General features: G+C 72.7%; 14 protein-coding genes. 2 read left to right on the plus strand and 12 right to left on the minus strand.

All coding sequences use genetic code 11. The annotated features are described in order from the left end of the window. Positions 1-11 precede the first annotated feature (11 nt). From ACF068_RS02275 to ACF068_RS02305, 7 genes are all read right to left on the minus strand, one after another. Entirely contained in the window at positions 12-2,549 is a 2,538-nt protein-coding gene (locus ACF068_RS02275; protein WP_392272248.1) for a SpoIIE family protein phosphatase, read from the minus strand. 148 nt (positions 2,550-2,697) lie between these two features. After that, positions 2,698-3,126, minus strand: coding sequence for an ATP-binding protein (locus ACF068_RS02280; RefSeq protein WP_392272249.1), 429 nt, complete (start codon positions 3,124-3,126; stop codon positions 2,698-2,700). A 192-nt stretch (positions 3,127-3,318) separates the two neighbouring features. Beyond that, on the minus strand, positions 3,319-3,768 hold the full coding sequence (locus tag ACF068_RS02285) for a (deoxy)nucleoside triphosphate pyrophosphohydrolase (protein ID WP_392272250.1): 450 nt from the start codon (positions 3,766-3,768) through the stop codon (positions 3,319-3,321). Positions 3,769-3,811: 43 nt separating this feature from the next. Then, positions 3,812-3,991 (minus strand): SPOR domain-containing protein, encoded by a 180-nt coding sequence (locus ACF068_RS02290; protein ID WP_392272251.1) that lies wholly within the window; start codon positions 3,989-3,991, stop codon positions 3,812-3,814. Between the two features lie 221 nt (positions 3,992-4,212). Continuing rightward, complete coding sequence (locus ACF068_RS02295; RefSeq protein WP_392272252.1) at positions 4,213-4,965, minus strand: GntR family transcriptional regulator; 753 nt, start codon at positions 4,963-4,965, stop codon at positions 4,213-4,215. Positions 4,966-5,147: 182 nt separating this feature from the next. Then, positions 5,148-6,308 carry a DUF4190 domain-containing protein gene (locus ACF068_RS02300; RefSeq protein ID WP_392272253.1) on the minus strand — a complete coding sequence of 387 codons (1,161 nt, stop codon included), beginning with the start codon at positions 6,306-6,308 and terminating at the stop codon, positions 5,148-5,150. Positions 6,309-6,561: 253 nt separating this feature from the next. Then, a complete protein-coding gene (locus ACF068_RS02305) occupies positions 6,562-8,136 on the minus strand; it encodes a S8 family serine peptidase (RefSeq protein WP_392272254.1) in 1,575 nt (524 codons plus the stop codon). 192 nt (positions 8,137-8,328) lie between these two features. On the opposite strand from ACF068_RS02305, the gene ACF068_RS02310 reads away from it, so the two are divergent. Beyond that, positions 8,329-9,432 carry a threonine synthase gene (locus ACF068_RS02310; RefSeq protein ID WP_392272255.1) on the plus strand — a complete coding sequence of 368 codons (1,104 nt, stop codon included), beginning with the start codon at positions 8,329-8,331 and terminating at the stop codon, positions 9,430-9,432. Between the two features lie 106 nt (positions 9,433-9,538). Continuing rightward, positions 9,539-9,787 (plus strand): SCO4226 family nickel-binding protein, encoded by a 249-nt coding sequence (locus tag ACF068_RS02315; RefSeq protein WP_392272256.1) that lies wholly within the window; start codon positions 9,539-9,541, stop codon positions 9,785-9,787. Between the two features lie 63 nt (positions 9,788-9,850). Here the strand turns inward: ACF068_RS02315 and ACF068_RS02320 are convergent, their stop codons facing one another. The 5 genes from ACF068_RS02320 to ychF form a co-directional block, all read right to left on the minus strand. Continuing rightward, positions 9,851-10,585: a DUF4232 domain-containing protein gene (locus tag ACF068_RS02320; protein WP_392272257.1), complete on the minus strand. Its 735-nt coding sequence runs from the start codon at positions 10,583-10,585 to the stop codon at positions 9,851-9,853. Positions 10,586-10,717: 132 nt separating this feature from the next. Next, complete coding sequence (locus ACF068_RS02325; RefSeq protein ID WP_392272258.1) at positions 10,718-13,396, minus strand: BTAD domain-containing putative transcriptional regulator; 2,679 nt, start codon at positions 13,394-13,396, stop codon at positions 10,718-10,720. 296 nt (positions 13,397-13,692) lie between these two features. Beyond that, positions 13,693-13,947: a Txe/YoeB family addiction module toxin gene (locus ACF068_RS02330; protein WP_392272259.1), complete on the minus strand. Its 255-nt coding sequence runs from the start codon at positions 13,945-13,947 to the stop codon at positions 13,693-13,695. Continuing rightward, positions 13,944-14,225: a type II toxin-antitoxin system Phd/YefM family antitoxin gene (locus ACF068_RS02335; protein ID WP_392272260.1), complete on the minus strand. Its 282-nt coding sequence runs from the start codon at positions 14,223-14,225 to the stop codon at positions 13,944-13,946. The genes ACF068_RS02330 and ACF068_RS02335 overlap by 4 nt, the downstream gene beginning before the upstream one ends. 246 nt (positions 14,226-14,471) lie before the next feature. Beyond that, positions 14,472-15,560: a redox-regulated ATPase YchF gene (gene ychF, locus ACF068_RS02340; protein WP_392272261.1), complete on the minus strand. Its 1,089-nt coding sequence runs from the start codon at positions 15,558-15,560 to the stop codon at positions 14,472-14,474. Between the last annotated feature and the right edge of the window lie 62 nt (positions 15,561-15,622).

A 15,622-nucleotide genomic window follows, 5' to 3' on the forward strand; every position in this document is an offset into this window, starting at 1 on the left:
GCGAGCGGGCGTCAGAACATGCTCAGGAGCTGGTCGACGGTCGGTTCCTTCATGGCGTCACCGTCCGGCAGCGGCAGTTCGAACCAGACCGTCTTGCCGCGCGGTGTACGGCGGGAGCCCCACCCGGCGCTGAGCAGCCCGACGAGCTGGAGGCCGCGGCCGCCCTCGTCGGTGTCCCGCGCCCGCCGCCGCCGGGGCTGGACCAGGCCCGCGTCCCACACCTCGCAGACGAGGGAGCGGTCCCGCAGCAGCCGGAGCCGTATCTCGCCCTCGCCGTACCGCAGCGCGTTGGTGACGAGCTCGCTGACGAGGAGTTCGACCGTGTCGACGAGCGGCTCCAGGTCCCAGGCGGTGAGCTGTGCTCGGGCCAGCTCCCTGGCGCGCCCCACCGAGCGCGGCTCGCGGGGCATCCGCCAGTCGCCGACCGCCTCGGCGGGCAGCCCCTGGATACGGGCCATCAGCAGCGCGATGTCGTCCTCGCCGTGCCGGGTGTCGAGGGTGTTCAGGACGTGGTCGCAGACGTCCTCCAGCGGCCGTGCCGGATCGGTCAGCGCGCTGCGGAAGGCCTGCATGCCCTCGTCGAGCGGGTGGTGGCGGGACTCGACGAGCCCGTCCGTGTACAAGGCGAGCAGCGCGCCCTCGGGGAGTTCGACCTCCACCTCCTCGAAGGGCTCGCCGCCCACGCCGAGCGGCATCCCCGGCGGTACGTCGAGGAGCAGGGCCTCCTCACCGGGTTCGACCAGCACCGGCGGCAGGTGGCCGGCGTTGGCGAAGGTGCACCGGCGGGTGACCGAGTCGTACACGGCGTAGACGCACGTCGCCAGGTAGACCTCGGACAGCTCCGGGCCGCGCGCCGCGGCGACCCGGGAGGCCTGTCCGCCGCCCGTGGGCGTGCCGAGGCCGCGGGCGATCTCGTCGAGGTGGGAGAGGACCTCGGCCGGTTCCAGGTCGAGCTGGGCCAGGGTGCGTACGGCGGTGCGCAGTTCCCCCATGGCGACGGCGGCCCGCAGCCCGCGCCCCATGACGTCGCCGACGACCAGGGCCGTGCGGTGGCCGGGTAGCTGGATGACGTCGAACCAGTCGCCGCCCACCTCGGTGGCGGTGTTGCCGGGCAGGTAGCGGCAGGCGATGTCCAGACCGGCGGCCTCGGGGTCGCCGGGCGGGAGCAGGCTGCGCTGGAGGATCAGGGCCCGCTCGTGCTCCCGCCGGTAGAGGCGGGCGTTGTCGATGCAGACCGCCGCGCGGGCGGCGAGCTCGACGGCGAGCGCCCGGTCCCGCTCGCCGAAGGGCTCACTGCCCTTGGTGCGGGAGAACTGCACCAGGCCGACCACGGTGTCGTGGGCGACCATCGGCACGACGAGGGTGGACTGGACGAGGCTGCCGTCGGCGCCGGGCACGGCGCGCAGCCGTCCGGTGCGCAGGGCGCCGGCGCACGGCGAGTTGAAGGGGTAGCGGTGGATGGCGCCGACGTCCGTGGACGCCGTCTCGCAGCAGCCGGACGCGGAGCCGGGGTTGACGAGGGGGGCGTCCGAGACGGCGCTGGCGAAGGCGACCCGGCGCAGTTCGGCGCTGGACCCGTCGGCCCGTCCGGGCGGCGCCTCGTCCCCGCTGAGCAGTCCCTGGTACAGGTCGACGGAGGCGAGGTCGCAGAAGCCGGGGACGGCGACGTCGAGGAGCTCGCGGGCGGTGGTCTCCAGGTCGAGGGAGTTGCCGATGCGGGCGCTCGCCTCGTTGAGCAGGGCGAGGTTGCGGCGGGCGTTGGCGGCCTCGCGGGCGGCGATCTGGCGGCGGGTGACGTCCGTGCCGAGTCCGGCGACGCCCACGGGCCGGCCGGAGCCGCTGTGCACCCGGTAGAGGTTGATCGACCAGTGCCTGCGGTCGGTGCTGCCGGGCACCGCGCCGGTGAGCTGGAGGTCCGTGACGGACTCGCCGGTCTCCAGCACCCGGCGCAGCGCGGCGGTCATCCGCTCGGCCTCGGGGCGGGAGAGGTAGTCGTGGACGGTGCGCCCGCGGTGGTCGTCGGCAGAGCCGCCGAAGACGGTCGCGAAGCGCTGGTTGGCACGCTTGACCGTCAGGTCGGTGTCGAACAACAGGAAACCGAAAGGTGATTGACCGAAAATCGCCTGCGCGGCGGCGAGATCGGTCTCCATGCGCCGCAGGGCCCGGACGTCGACGACGATGCAGAGCGCCGCCCTCTCCCCGCGCTCGGTCTCACTGGGCATCACATAGACCTCGGCGATGCCGCGCGGCCTGCGCTCACCCGGCAGCCGGAACGGGACGAGTCCCGTCCACTCCTTGCCGTCCAGGATCTCGGAGACCTTGCGGTGGCCGCGCGGCCGCAGCTCGGCGGGCATGAACGCCTCGACCGGGTCCTTGCCCCTGACCTCCTCGGCGGGAATGCCGAACAGGTCGGCGGCGCGAAGGCTCCACTGGTCGACCAGCCCGTCGGGGCCGATCGAGAAGGAGGCGACCCGTATGTAGTCGTAGATCGAGCCAGGCGGACTGCTCTGCCACACGACGCTGTTCGCCGTCTCGGATATCTCGCTCACGCGACCGTCCCCTCCAGCTCACCGCACCGGACCGGCCATTCCCGCAGTATTCAGCACTACGGCCCCCGTCGGCACGCCGTTCACGATCACAGGGTGGTCTCGTTCGTTTTGAGCCGAGCCCGAAGGTGATCGTTGTCCCTTCACTCTTCTAACCAGGCAGGGCCAGCTCGAACCACACGGTCTTGCCCGACCTGCCCTTTCGGGTCCCCCAGCGGCGGGCGGAGCACGCGACCAGTTGCAGCCCCCGGCCGCCTTCGTCGTCCGGGCCGGCGGGGCGCTCCAGGGGCGGGTCGGGGAGCGGGTCGGAGACCTCGACGAGGAGCGCGGGGTACAGGGGGAAGGGCTCGTCACCGGGGTGCACCAGGACCAGCCGGACCCCGATGGGACCGAAGGCGTACCGAAGGGAATTGGTCACCAGCTCGCTCACGAGCAGCACCGTCACATCGCCGACCATCGCGTCCAGCCGCCAGGCGCGCAGGGTGTCGCGGACCGCGTGGCGGGCCGCGCGTACGGCGTCGAGTTCAGCCGGAAAGGTCCACTCGGCGCACTCGCCCTCGGTGTCGATCACGCCGACCACTTCCCAGACCCAGCGGCTGACCCCACGTCCAATTTCGGTGGGTTAATCAGCACATACCCGATATTTGGGGCGGGCTATCGCGGGAGTGGGCGCATCGTGGCACGAACGGCGTACACCGCGACCGCGCACCCCTTTTCGAGATCCCGCCTCCCGAGCGCGCCGAGGCGCTTCCGGCGTACGTGGCGGGCGCGCTCAGCCGGCGGCGCGACCGGAGGCCGGGTCGGTGGCCGGGTCGGCGGGGGCGGGCTGAGCGGGGGGCAGCAGACAGGCCACCTCCGCCACGGCGGGACGGTCCTGATCCAGCCAGTCGACGGTGTCCAGTTCGTGGCGGAACAGCCAGCGCAGCTCGTCGTGGTCCTCCAGCGGGAGCGGCTCACCGGAGACCAGCCGGGCCGTCCACACCCGCAGGACGTAACCGGGCGCCAGCGGCCATTCGCCGGGGATCCGCTCACCCGGCTCCGTCTCCACGCCCAGCTCCTCGCGGAGCTCGCGCACGAGGGCCTCCGGTCCCGTCTCGCCCGGCTCCAGCTTGCCGCCGGGCAGCTCCCAGCGGCCGGCCAGCTCCGGAGGGGCGCTCCGGCGCGCGGCCAGCAGCCGTCCATGGTCGAGGACGGCTCCGGCCACCACCACACGATCTGTCATGCGCCGGAGCGTAACGCGCGCCGGCCGGCACCCTCGCCGTCGGTCAGCCCGCGGGCTGACCGACGCGCTCCACCCAGTAGAGCTTGTCGGGTCCGGGCGTATCGAGACTGTCGGCGATCTTCTGCGCCTCGTCCCGGGTCGCGTACCTGCCCACCCGGTACTGGTTGCCGTTGTCGTCCTGCCGGATCACCAGCCAGGGAAGGACCGCGCCACTCTCGCTCATCACGCCTCACCCTCCGCCGGCCTGCCCACTTCTAAGCTTCTCCACGAAACCGCAATGCGCATATGCACGAGCTTACGCCTGACCTTTACTGAGCGGATACGTGTTTTCACGAAGAGGTACGCATCCGGCCAGCGAACCGGTGCGCCAAGGGGGCGCACCCGGCCGGGTGCGCCCCCTTGCACAGAACCGCGCCGATCTGAAAACCCGTCAACCGCCGCCGCTCAGCGCACCGGCAGGTGGTACGCGATCCGGTAGCGGTCGGCCGGCACCACGACGTCGGCGGTCTCGACGGCCCTCCCCGAGGCGTAGTACGTCCGCTCCACCACCATCACCACATGGCCGGGCACACCGCCGAGCGTCAGGAGCTCCTCCGCGAGGCCCGGGCGGGCGCCGACCTCCTCCACCACGTTGTCCACCACGACGTCGATGGCGGCCATCCGCTCCACGACCCCGCAGCCGCCCAGCGGGCCCTCCTCGGGCAGCATCACGGGCGTCCGCCCGGTGAGGGTGAGCGGCTCCCAGGAGGTGGAGAGCATCATCGGCTCGCCGCCGTCCCGGAAGACGTACCGCGTGCGCATCACCCGCTCCCCCGGCTCGATGCCCAGGCGCCCGGCGACCTCACGGCTCGCCGGCTCCTGCTCGCTGCCGGACTCCCAGGTGCCGCGCGCCCCCTCGGCCGCCTGCTCCTGCCGGAACGGATTGGCCCCGGCCGTCAGGCCGTACCCGGAGCGGGCGATCCGGCGCGGCACGGGGCGCTCACGGACGTACGTCCCGGAGCCCGAGCGGCCTTCGACGAGCCCCTCGGCCATCAGGACCTTGCGGGCCTCCAGGGCCACGGTGTCCGAGACCCCGTACTCCTGACGGATACGGGCCTGGGAGGGCAGCCGGGTGTGGGGCGGGAGCGAGCCGTTGACGATCTTCTCCCGGAGATCGCTCGCAACGCGCAGATAGGCGGGCTGCTCACCGAAGGTCACTGGCCACTCCCATCAGGTTGACAGACAGCAACAGCGTGGCAACCGACGGTTGCCCGCCGCAAGCATGGGCCAAGGTTTCACTCGAAGTGATGACCGCCGTTTGAGCCCCAGCTCACCGTGGGTATCGCCGCCCGGTCCGCCGCCCCGGGCCCGAGAGGCGAGCCGGGCCCTGCGGGGGTCCGTCAGGCCGTGCCCTCGGCTCCCGTGGCGTCGGCCGGGGGCGTGACGTCCAGCTTCAGGGCGCCGCGCGCCGTGGCGCCCAGGTCGGCGGGGAGCCCGTCGTAGGCCGGCTCGTAGTGCTCCCAGAAGGTGTCCGGGTCCTTGGCGTCCGCCATCCTCGTCCAGTGCTCACGGACGGTCTCCAGCTCCTCGGCCAGGTCCGCCACCGGGCGGCGCGCAGCGGCCGGCCACGGGTGGGCCCGCAGCTCCGCGACCGTCGCCGTGAGCGTCGACGAGACCTTGCGGGCCCAGGCCACGTTGGCCTCCCGGTCCTCCTCGACATCGGCGTCCGGCTCCTCCATGAGGGCCGCGTCGATCCGGTTCACCGGCTTCAGGTAGGCGAGCTGGTGCGCGTCGAGGGTCTTCTCGTCGCCGCGGACCGAGCCGGTGAGCTTGCCCTTCTCGGCCGCGAAGGCGCACGTCACGGTGCGGTCGCCGATCGCCCAGCTCTCCTTGCTCGGCTGGTAGTAGTACATCCACGCGTGGTCGGGAACGGCCCAGGTGTCGAGGGCGTACGCCGTGTTGAGCCGGTCGCAGCGCTTCTCGGCGATCGGCTCGATGGGCTTGTCGCCCGGCCAGGCACGGAACTCCGTGATCTTGAAGCCGCCGGTTATCTCCCCGTCGTGCGGCTCGGCGCAGTCGACGATCGTGACGTCGACGGCCTCCGCCTCGACGGCACCGCCCGGGCTGTCGAAGCACTGCCCCTTGTGGAGGTCGAAGGCGGATCGCGAGCGCGACACCTCGTCGGCGGCGTCCCGCACGCCGTCGTAGACGTCACGGAACGCCCCGGTGGTGAGTCCGACCACCACCAGGAGGGTGCTGACCAGCGAGAGGGCCATGCCGGTGACGGCCAGCCCGGTGCCCCGCTCGCCCCGCCCGCGGATCCGTCCCAGCGCGAACCCGCCCAGGACCATGCCGAGCGGGGGCACCAGGCACACGATCCCGGTGACCAGGGAGGCGATGGCGAGCCCGTTGACGCTCGCCCGGGGCGGCTGCGCGCCGGGCACGCCGTAGAACGGGGCGGGCGCCTGGGGGTACAGCGCCTGGGGCGGGGGCCACCCCTGCGGAGGCCCCTGGGGGGATCCCTGGGGCGGGCCCTGGGGCCCCTGGGAGGACGGTTCCACGGTTCTCGGTGCTCCTGTCGGGGGGCGGGACGAATCGAATGCGCGCGCGGCTGGCGCATCGTACGCGGTGCGCGACAGGAGGCGGAACGCCGTACGGAGGCGGAACGCCGTACGGAGGCGGAACGCCGTACGGAGGCGGAACGGGGTACGGGCCGGAACGGGAGGAGCGGTCACCGCGGGGATGACCGCTCCTCGTCACACGCTCACGCGCGCTCGCTCACGCGCGCTCGCTCGTCCGCGCTCGCTCCCTCCCTCAGAACTGGAGGGCCCAGGAGTCGATCCTCCCGGTGTCGTAGTTCGCGTTGTCGCTCACGCGCAGCTTCCACGTGCCGTCCGCGACCTCGGAGGAGGCGTTGACCGTGTACGTGGTGTTGATGTTGTCGGCGCTGCCGCCGGTGCCGTACCCCTTGAGCGTGTACGCGGTGCCGTCGGGCGCGATGAGCTGCACCTGGAGGTCACCGATGTACGTGTGAACGATGTTCACGGGCACCTGAAGGGCGGACGGGGCATTGCCGGTGACGCCGCTGACGGTGATCGGCGATTCGGCGGTCGCGTTGTCGTTGATCGCGTAGTCGGCGGTGTTCTCGAAGCGCTTCCCGGGCGGCGTGGTGCCGCCGTCGCCCACGTACAGCAGGCGGTTCGGGGAGCCGGTGCCCGGGTTGCCCACGACGCCGGTGGTGGCGGCGGAGGTGAGCGCGGTGGCGACCTGCGACGGGGTGGCCGTCCGGTTGTTCGCCAGGTAGAGCGCCGCGGCGCCCGCGACGTGCGGGGTCGCCATCGACGTACCGGAGATGGTGTTGGTGGCGGTGTCGCTGGTGTTCCAGGACGAGGTGATGGAGGAGCCGGGTGCGAACAGGTCCACCAGGCTGCCGTAGTTGGAGAAGCTGGAGCGGGCGTCCGTGTTGGTCGTCGAGCCGACCGTGATGGCCTCGGCGACGCGGGCCGGCGAGGAGTTGGACGCGTCACGGCCGTCGTTGCCGGCGGCGATGGCGTACGTGACGCCGGAGGCTATGGAGTTGCGGACGGCGGTGTCGAGGGCGGAGTCCACGCCACCGCCCAGGCTCATGTTGGCGACCGCCGGCTTGACGGCGTTGCGGGTCACCCAGTCGATGCCGGCGACGACCTGCGCGGTGGTCCCGGAGCCGGAGTTGTTGAGCACGCGCACGCCGACGATCCGGGCCTTCTTGGCCACGCCGTAGGAGGACCCGGCGACGGTGCCGGCGACGTGCGTGCCGTGACCGTGGCCGTCCTGCGCCGTGTTGTCGTTGTCGATGGCGTCGTAGCCGTAGGAGGCCCGCCCGCCGAAGTCGCCGTGCGTGATGCGTACGCCGGTGTCGATGATGTACGCGGTGACGCCCTCGCCCGCCGGCTCGGGGTAGGTGTAGCTCTGGTTGAGCGGCAGGGCGCGCTGGTCGATCCGGTCCAGGCCCCAGGACGGCGGGGACGGCTGGGTGCCGGTGACCGTGAAGACGCGGTTCTGGACGACGGAGTCCACGGCCGGGTCGGCGGCGAGCTTCTTCGCCCGGTCCTCGGTGAGCTGGACGGCGTAGCCGTTGAGGGCGGAGGTGTACGTCCTCTCGATCTTGGCCCCGTAGCGGGCGGCGACGGCCTTGCCCGCCGTGGACTCGGCGTCGGCGGCCGATTCGTCGAGGGTGACGATGTAGCTGCCCGCGATGGCGCCGGGGGCACCGGCGTTCTCGATCACGCCCTCCGGGGCGGCCGCGGCCGCGGTGGCCGGGAGAGTGGAGAGGGTGCCGAGCGCGAGGGCGGCGACGACGGTGGCGCCGGCTGCGGCCAGTCTTCGCCGCGGGGTACGCATCACTGACATGTGAGGGGTCCTCCTCATTGGTGGTGCGTTGCTGTGGGGGTTTTCGGCAGGGGCATGACAAACAGCGCCGCCGTGTACGCGGCGTTGCCCGAATCCGTCTGCCGAGCGAAAGGTTGACCGATCCATAGGAATCCCACAAGGGTCCTGACGCTCCGGTAACACGGCCGCCATACGCGTGACATGCTGGCTCTCATGAGCCTGTCGGCGGGCTACGTATGTCCGGTGTGCGGTACGCGATCACCCGTATCCGCGCTGACCTGGTGCTGCCCCGGGTGCCGGGGCCCCTGGGACCTGGATTTCACGGCCGGACCGGTGCCCCGGGCCGCGCTCGCCGGCCGGGCCGGTTCGATGTGGCGGTACGAGGAGGCCCTGCCGCTGTCCGACCCGTACTGCACCCTCGGAGAGGGCCGCACCCCTCTGGTCCGCCTCACGGACACGGTGTCGGCCAAGCTGGACTTCCTGATGCCCACCTTGTCGTTCAAGGACCGGGGCGCCGTCATGCTCGCCGAACTCGCCCGCCGCCTCGCCCCGCGCCGGGTGATCGCCGACAGCAGCGGCAACGCGGGCACCGCCGTGGCGGCGTACTGCGCCCGCGCGGGACTGGACTGCGCGGTGTACGTCCCCGAGGGCACCTCCGCCAAGAAGCTGGAGCAGATCCGCGCCCACGGGGCCCGGCTCACCGTCGTCCCCGGCGACCGCGAGGCGGCCGCCCGGGCGGCCAGGGAGGCCGCCGGCGAACCGGGCACCTTCTACGCCTCGCACGTCTTCAACCCGTACTTCCTGCACGGCACCAAGACCTACGTGTACGAGATCTGGGAGGACCTCGGCGGCCGGCTGCCCGGCACGCTCGTCGTCCCCGTCGGCAACGGCACCCTCCTGCTGGGCGCCGCCCTGGCCGTCGCCGAGCTGCATCGGCACGGCCTGATCCGCTCACGCCCCGCCCTGGTGGCCGTTCAGGCGGAGGCGGTGGCACCGCTCGCGGAGGCGTTCCGGACCGGTGCCGACCGGCCGGCCGCGCCCGCCCCGGCGCGGCCCACCATCGCCGAGGGCATCGCCATCCCGGACCCGCCGCGCGCCCGCCAAGTCCTCCGCGCGGTCCGCGAATCGGGCGGCACGTTCCGCACGGTGACGGAGGAACAGATCCGGGCCGCCCAGCTCGACCTGGCCGCGCGCGGGCTGTTCGTCGAGTCGACGGGCGTGGCCTGCTGGGCGGCCATCACCGCCGAGCCGCGCGACGGCGACGTGGTGGTGCCGCTGTGCGGCGCGGGCGCCAAGTCGGGGCTCGCCCCCGCCTGAGCACCACCCGGCCCCGGCAGCGGCCCGGCCCGCGCGCCGCCCGGCGGTGGCGGGTGCAGCATGGAAGAGGGGCCGAAACCGACCACCTATCGGAGGTGCGGGAGCCATGGCCACGTACATGGACGTCCACCGGGGAATGAAGGGCATCACGTCCGAGCAGCTCGACGAGGCGCACCGGGCGGATCTCGCCATCGAGAAGGACGAAGGGGTGCACTTCGAGCACGCCTGGGCCGATCCGGAGTCGGGCACGGTGTACTGCCTGTCCACCGGCCCCTCCGCGGACGCGGTGAAGCGCATCCACGAGCGCACCGGCCACTCCCCCGACGAGATCCACGAGGTGACGCTCTCGGTGTGACGGCCACGGCCGACGGGGGTGCGCCGGGCGCGGCCGCTCCCCCGGCGGACGCGGCGTCCGGGCTCAGAAGTCGTCCGCGCCGTTGCGCAGCTCGGGCGTCCAGTAGCCGGTCTTGGCGGCGGCCTCGTCGACCGCGAGTCCCCCGGCGGGGACGGCGACGGTGTCACTGCCCTCGGCCGGGCCGTCGGCGGCGAACAGGTTCACGGTGAAGCCGGTGACGACCTTCGTCTCCTCGTCGACGCCGCCCAGCGCGACCCGTACGTTCGCGTACGCCGGGGCGCCGGGCTCCAGGACGACCGGGGCCGCGGGCTTGCTCTTGGCCACGGCGGAGACGTTCCGGGCGGTCTGGATCTCGCCGAAGGCGATCAGCGGGTACCCCAGGAGGCGGCAGGTCCGCCCGGACGTGTTGGTGGCGGTGAGGACGATGTGCTCGGTGGGCGTCTCGTCCGCCTTCCGCATGGTGACGGCCACGTCCTGGTAGGTGCAGACGGGGGCCTGCCCGGAGGGCTTCGCGGCGGTGCCGGCAGCGGCGCCCTTGCCCGTGGAGGCGGCCCGGCCGCCGGTGCCCCCGCCCGCCGTGCCCGTACCGCCGCCGGTGGCCGTGGCGGAGGTGGCCGTTCCGGAGCCCGAGCCGGTGCTACTGGTGCCGGTTCCGGTGCCCGGTCGCGCCGCGCCGGTGGTGCTGGCCGCGGCCCCGGCGTCCTGGGCGCCCGTGTCACCGCCGCCCCCGCAGGCGGTCAGCCCCAGCGAGAGGGCGACGGCGGCCGTCGCGGCCAGGACGGCATTCGTGCGGCTCATACGGTTCGTGCGGTTCGTGCGGTTCCTGCGGTGGTGACGCATGGTGGTTCTCCCCCGTTGCGGTCGGTCGGCGCACGCGTTCGGTGCCGTACACAGCCTCCGGTCCCGCGCTGCCGTCCCGCTTACGTGCCGCTAACGCCCCACCGGCAGCCGCGCCAACAGCTCGCCGGCCCGCTCCACGCCCTCGGTGTACCCCGCCGCGTCGGCCGCCTCGCCCGCCCGTCGCAACTGCTCGGCGGCCTCCTCCCGGCGGCCGAGACCGGCGAGCGCCTCACCGTGGACGATCCGCAGTTCGGCGCGGCCGACCAACGCGTCCGGCGAGATCAGCTCCAGCGCCCGCCGGGTGTGCGCGAGCGCCTCCTCGTGGGCGCCCGTCGTCAGACAGTGCCTGGCCAGGTGCTGGAGGGCCAGCACCTGGGTGGGCGGGTGCCCGGTGGCGGCGGCGAGGGAGACCGCACGGGCCATCAGCGCCCCGGCCCGGCGGGACGCACCCGTGGAGTCCAGGACGGCGCCCAGGTTGACGTACGCGATGGCCTCACTGATCGTGTCCCCGGCCAGCGCGGCCAGCGCGGGCGCCTTCTCCAGGTGGACCAGGGCCTCCTCGTCCCGGCCCTCCTCGTGCAGCACCCAGCCGAGCAACGCCCGGGTCCGCGACTGCGCGTCGGGGTCGCCCTCCCGCTCGGCCGCGTCGAGCCCCGCCAGCAGCAGCGGCGTCCAGCCGTCCCTGATCCGCCACAGCATCAGCGGCCACTGCACCAGGGCGAGCCGCCAGGCCCGGTCGTACAGGCCCAGGGCGGCGGCGGCCGCGACCGCCCCCTCCAGCGCCGGGCGCTCCGCCTCGTACCAGGCCAGCGCGGCCGCCCGGTCCTCGAACTCCCTGGTGGCGGCCGGCCGGCGGACGTCGGCGGGCAGGGCGTAGCAGGGCTGGGAACCCGGCTCGGCGGCGGCGTCGGCCGCCAGGCCCGTGTAGAGGTAGTGGTCGAGGAGGCGGCGCAGCCCCTCGGGGTCCGCCCCCGCGGCGAGCCGGCGGGCGTAGAGCCGTACCAGGTCGTGCGGTGTCCAGCGGCCGGGGACGGATTCGGTGAGCAGATGGGCCGCGGCCAGCCGGTCCAGGTCGGCGGAGGCCTGCGCGGGGGACGTCCCGGCGAGCGCCGCGGCCGTGAACCGGTCGAGGTCGGACCCGGTGTGGAGCCCCAGCGCGCGGAACGTCCGGGCCGCGGGCTCGGGCAGTTGCTGCACGGTGAGGCGCAGCGCCGCGGCGACGCCGGTGTCCTCGACGTTCAGCAGGGCCAGCCGGCCGTGCTCGTCGGCGAGTTCGCCCGCCATCGCGTCGAGCGTCCACCGCGGCCGCTCCGCCAGCCGGGCCGCCGTGACCCGCAGCGCGAGCGGCAGCCCGTCGCACAGCCCGGCCAGCGTCAGGGCGGCGTCGGGCTCCGCGGCGACCCGCCCGGCGCCCAGCACGGTGGCGAGCAGCGCCGCCGCGTCGGCCGGCGGGAGGTGCCCGAGCGGTACGGGCCGGGCGGCGTCGGACGCGATGAGGCCACCGAGCCGGTCCCGGCTGGTGACGAGGGTGGCGCAGTGGTCACCGCCGGGCAGCAGGGGCCTGACCTGCTCGGAGGAGCGGGCGTTGTCGAGGACGACGAGGATCCGGCGCTCCGCGGTGAGCGAGCGGAACAGCGCGCCCCGGGCGGCGGGGGTCTCGGGGACGCGTTCGGGCGGGGTGCCGAGGGCGAGGAGGAACTCGCGCAGGACGGAGCCGGTGTCAGGGGCCGGAGTGTCGCTGAAGCCGCGGAGGTCGGCGAACAGCCGGCCGTCGGGGAAGCGGGCGCGGTGCCCGTACGCCCAGTGCAGGGCGAACGCCGTCTTGCCGACCCCGGCGGGCCCGGTGACCAGGCAGACCGGGGCGTCCCCGCCGTCGGCCGCCTCGGTGAGCGCCGCCAGGTCGGCCGCCCGCCCGGTGAACCCGCGCGGCGGGCGGGGCAGCAGCTCCGGGACCGCGATGCCGGCGGGTGCGGTGACGGGTGCGGCCGCGGGAGGGCCGGCCGCGGGACGGGGCCGGGCGGGCGGCGGAGGGGTGGCGCGCAGCAGCGTCGCGTACGCCTCGCCGAGCGTCTCGCCGGGGTCCACACCGAGCTCCTCGGCGAGCAGCCGCCGGGTGCGGTGGTACCAGTTGATGGCATCGGACTGGCGCCCCGAGCGGCCGAGGGCCAGCATCAGCGCGGCGGCCAGCGACTCGCGCAACGGGTGCGCGACGGCCTCGGTACGGAGGACGGCGGCGGCCCGGTCGTGCTCGCCGAGCCGCCCGTACGCCTCCGCGAGCGCCTCCACCGAGGCCAGCCGCCGCTCCTCCAGGGCGCCGGCCGCCGCCTCCAGGGGCCTGCTCCGCACGGCGCCGGTGAGCGCGGGCCCCTGCCAGTAGGACAGGGCCTCGCGGAGCATCCGCACGGTGTCGGCGGGCCGGCGCTGCGAGCGGGCGAGGGCGACGAGCTCCTCGAAACGGTGGGCGTCCACCAGGGTTTCCGGCATCCGCAGCGCGTAGGCCGCCCCCTGGGTGGTGAGTTCGATCCCGTACGCCTCGGCGTCGTGCCGGGTGAGCAGCGCGCGCAGCCGGGAGACGTGCCCCTGGAGGACCGTCTTGGAGTGGGTGGGCGGCTCGTCCTCCCAGAGGGCCTCGGTCAGCTGCCCCACGCTCACGGCGGCGTTGGGCCGCAGCAGCAGCATGGCCAGCAGGCCGGACCGCTTGGCGGGCCCGGGGGCCACGTCCCCGCCCTCCGTCACGACCGCGACGGAACCGAGCAGCCGGAACTCCACCTCTCACCTCCGCCGTCCGCGCCCCGCCAACCTTCCGAGGATACGCGCGGCCCACGAACCGCCCGCGTTCCGGCGCACGGTTCACGCCCCCCACCGGGCCCCCGCTTTGCACCACTTCACCCAGACCTGATCGCGGCTGAGCGTGAGGAAGAAGGGGTCGGACTCGACAGAGTCCGACCCCTTCTTACCTGCATGTCTGCGCTCACACGTTGAAGCGGAACGTCGAGTGCAGAGCTATGACCCGCGGAAACGTCGTTCGGGAGGGGTTTCCGCCAGCACCATCCCAGCACGGGCGGTCAGTAGTGGTACCGAGCCGCAAGGATGATGATCTCCTTCTCCGTCACCAGGTAGACGAGGCGGTGCTCGTCGTCGATCCGCCGCGACCACGCGCCAGGCAGGTGGTACTTCAAGGGTTCGGGCTTGCCGATCCCCGAGAACGGGTCACGTCCGACGTCCTCGATGAGCTTGTTGATCCGGGTGAGCGTCTTGCGGTCGTTCTTGAGCCAGGATGTGTAGTCCTCCCAGCCCTGATCCTCAAAGACAAGCCTCACGCGGCACCCGCACCCGCGCCCGCCGAGTCCGGATCGATCAGCTCGCGCTCCGACACGTCGATGTTTGCCAGGGCGTTCTCGTAGGCCTTGAGCAGCCGGCGGGCGTTCGCCGGAGAGCGCAGCAGGTACGAGCCCTCACGCAGGGCCGCGTAGTCCTCGGCCGAGACAAGCACGGCGTTGCCGTGCTTCGAGACGATCTCGATGGCCTCGTGGTTCTCGTTGACCTTCTTGATCAGCGGAAAGAGTTCCTTGCGGGCTTCGCTCGCGGTGATGGACATGACCTGACCTCTTCCCTGAAGTGGTACCAAATAACGTACCACTACCGACACCCCTCAAGCAGGGTGACCAGCCAGGGGACGTCGCTGGGCACGATCCACTTCAGCCCGACGCGGCACACCTGCAAGCACCATGCAAACGGCCACGATGCAGCCCTGAAGAAAGGCAGTCAGGGGTCCGACTCCGAAGAGTCGAACCCCTTTGACCTGCATGTTTGCTAGATCATCTGCGTTGCGGCATATAGCTGGCTACACGTTGAAGCGGAACTCCACCACGTCGCCGTCCTGCATGACGTATTCCTTGCCCTCCATGCGGGCCTTGCCGGCCGCGCGGGCTTCGGCGACCGAGCCGGTTTCGACGAGGTCGGCGAAGGAGATGACCTCGGCCTTGATGAAGCCCTTCTGGAAGTCGGTGTGGATGACACCGGCCGCCTCGGGGGCGGTCGCGCCCTTCTTGATGGTCCAGGCGCGGGACTCCTTGGGGCCGGCCGTCAGGTAGGTCTGGAGGCCCAGGGTGTCGAAGCCGACGCGGGCGAGGGTGGCGAGGCCGGGCTCCTCGGCGCCGACGGACTGGAGGAGCTCCATGGCGTCCTCCTCGTCCAGCTCGGCGAGGTCCGCCTCCAGCTTGGCGTTGAGGAAGATCGCCTCGGCCGGGGCGACGAGGGCACGCTGCTCGTTCTTGAAGGTCTCGTCCGTCAGCTCGTCCTCGTCGACGTTGAAGACGTAGAGGAACGGCTTGGTGGTGAGCAGGTGCAGGTCGTGCAGGAGCTCGGCCTTCTCGGAGCCCTGGAGGATGCCCTGGGAGAAGAGGGTGTCGCCCCGCTCCAGGATCTCCTTGGCCGCCTCGACCGCCGCGACCTTCGGCGCGACGTCCTTCTTGATCCGGGACTCCTTCTGGAGGCGCGGGAGGACCTTCTCGATGGTCTGGAGGTCGGCGAGGATCAGCTCGGTGTTGATCGTCTCGATGTCGTCCTTCGGCGAGACCTTGCCGTCGACGTGGACGACGTTCTCGTCCTTGAAGGCGCGGATGACCTGGCAGATCGCGTCCGACTCGCGGATGTTCGCCAGGAACTTGTTGCCCAGGCCCTCGCCCTCGCTCGCGCCGCGCACGATGCCGGCGATGTCGACGAAGTCGACCGTGGCCGGAAGCACGCGCTGCGAGGAGAAGATCTCGGCCAGCTTGGTGAGCCGGGCGTCGGGGACGCCGACGACGCCGACGTTCGGCTCGATGGTGGCGAACGGGTAGTTGGCCGCCAGCACGTCGTTCTTGGTCAGGGCGTTGAACAGGGTCGACTTGCCGACATTCGGCAGGCCGACGATTCCGATCGTGAGCGACACGTTGGCGACTTCCCTAGAAGTGAGGATGGTGGGCCGACCCCCCAGTTTACGGGCGTGGCGGA

The organism is Streptomyces sp. NPDC016309, from assembly GCF_043077235.1.
In the GTDB taxonomy this organism is placed as follows: domain Bacteria; phylum Actinomycetota; class Actinomycetes; order Streptomycetales; family Streptomycetaceae; genus Streptomyces.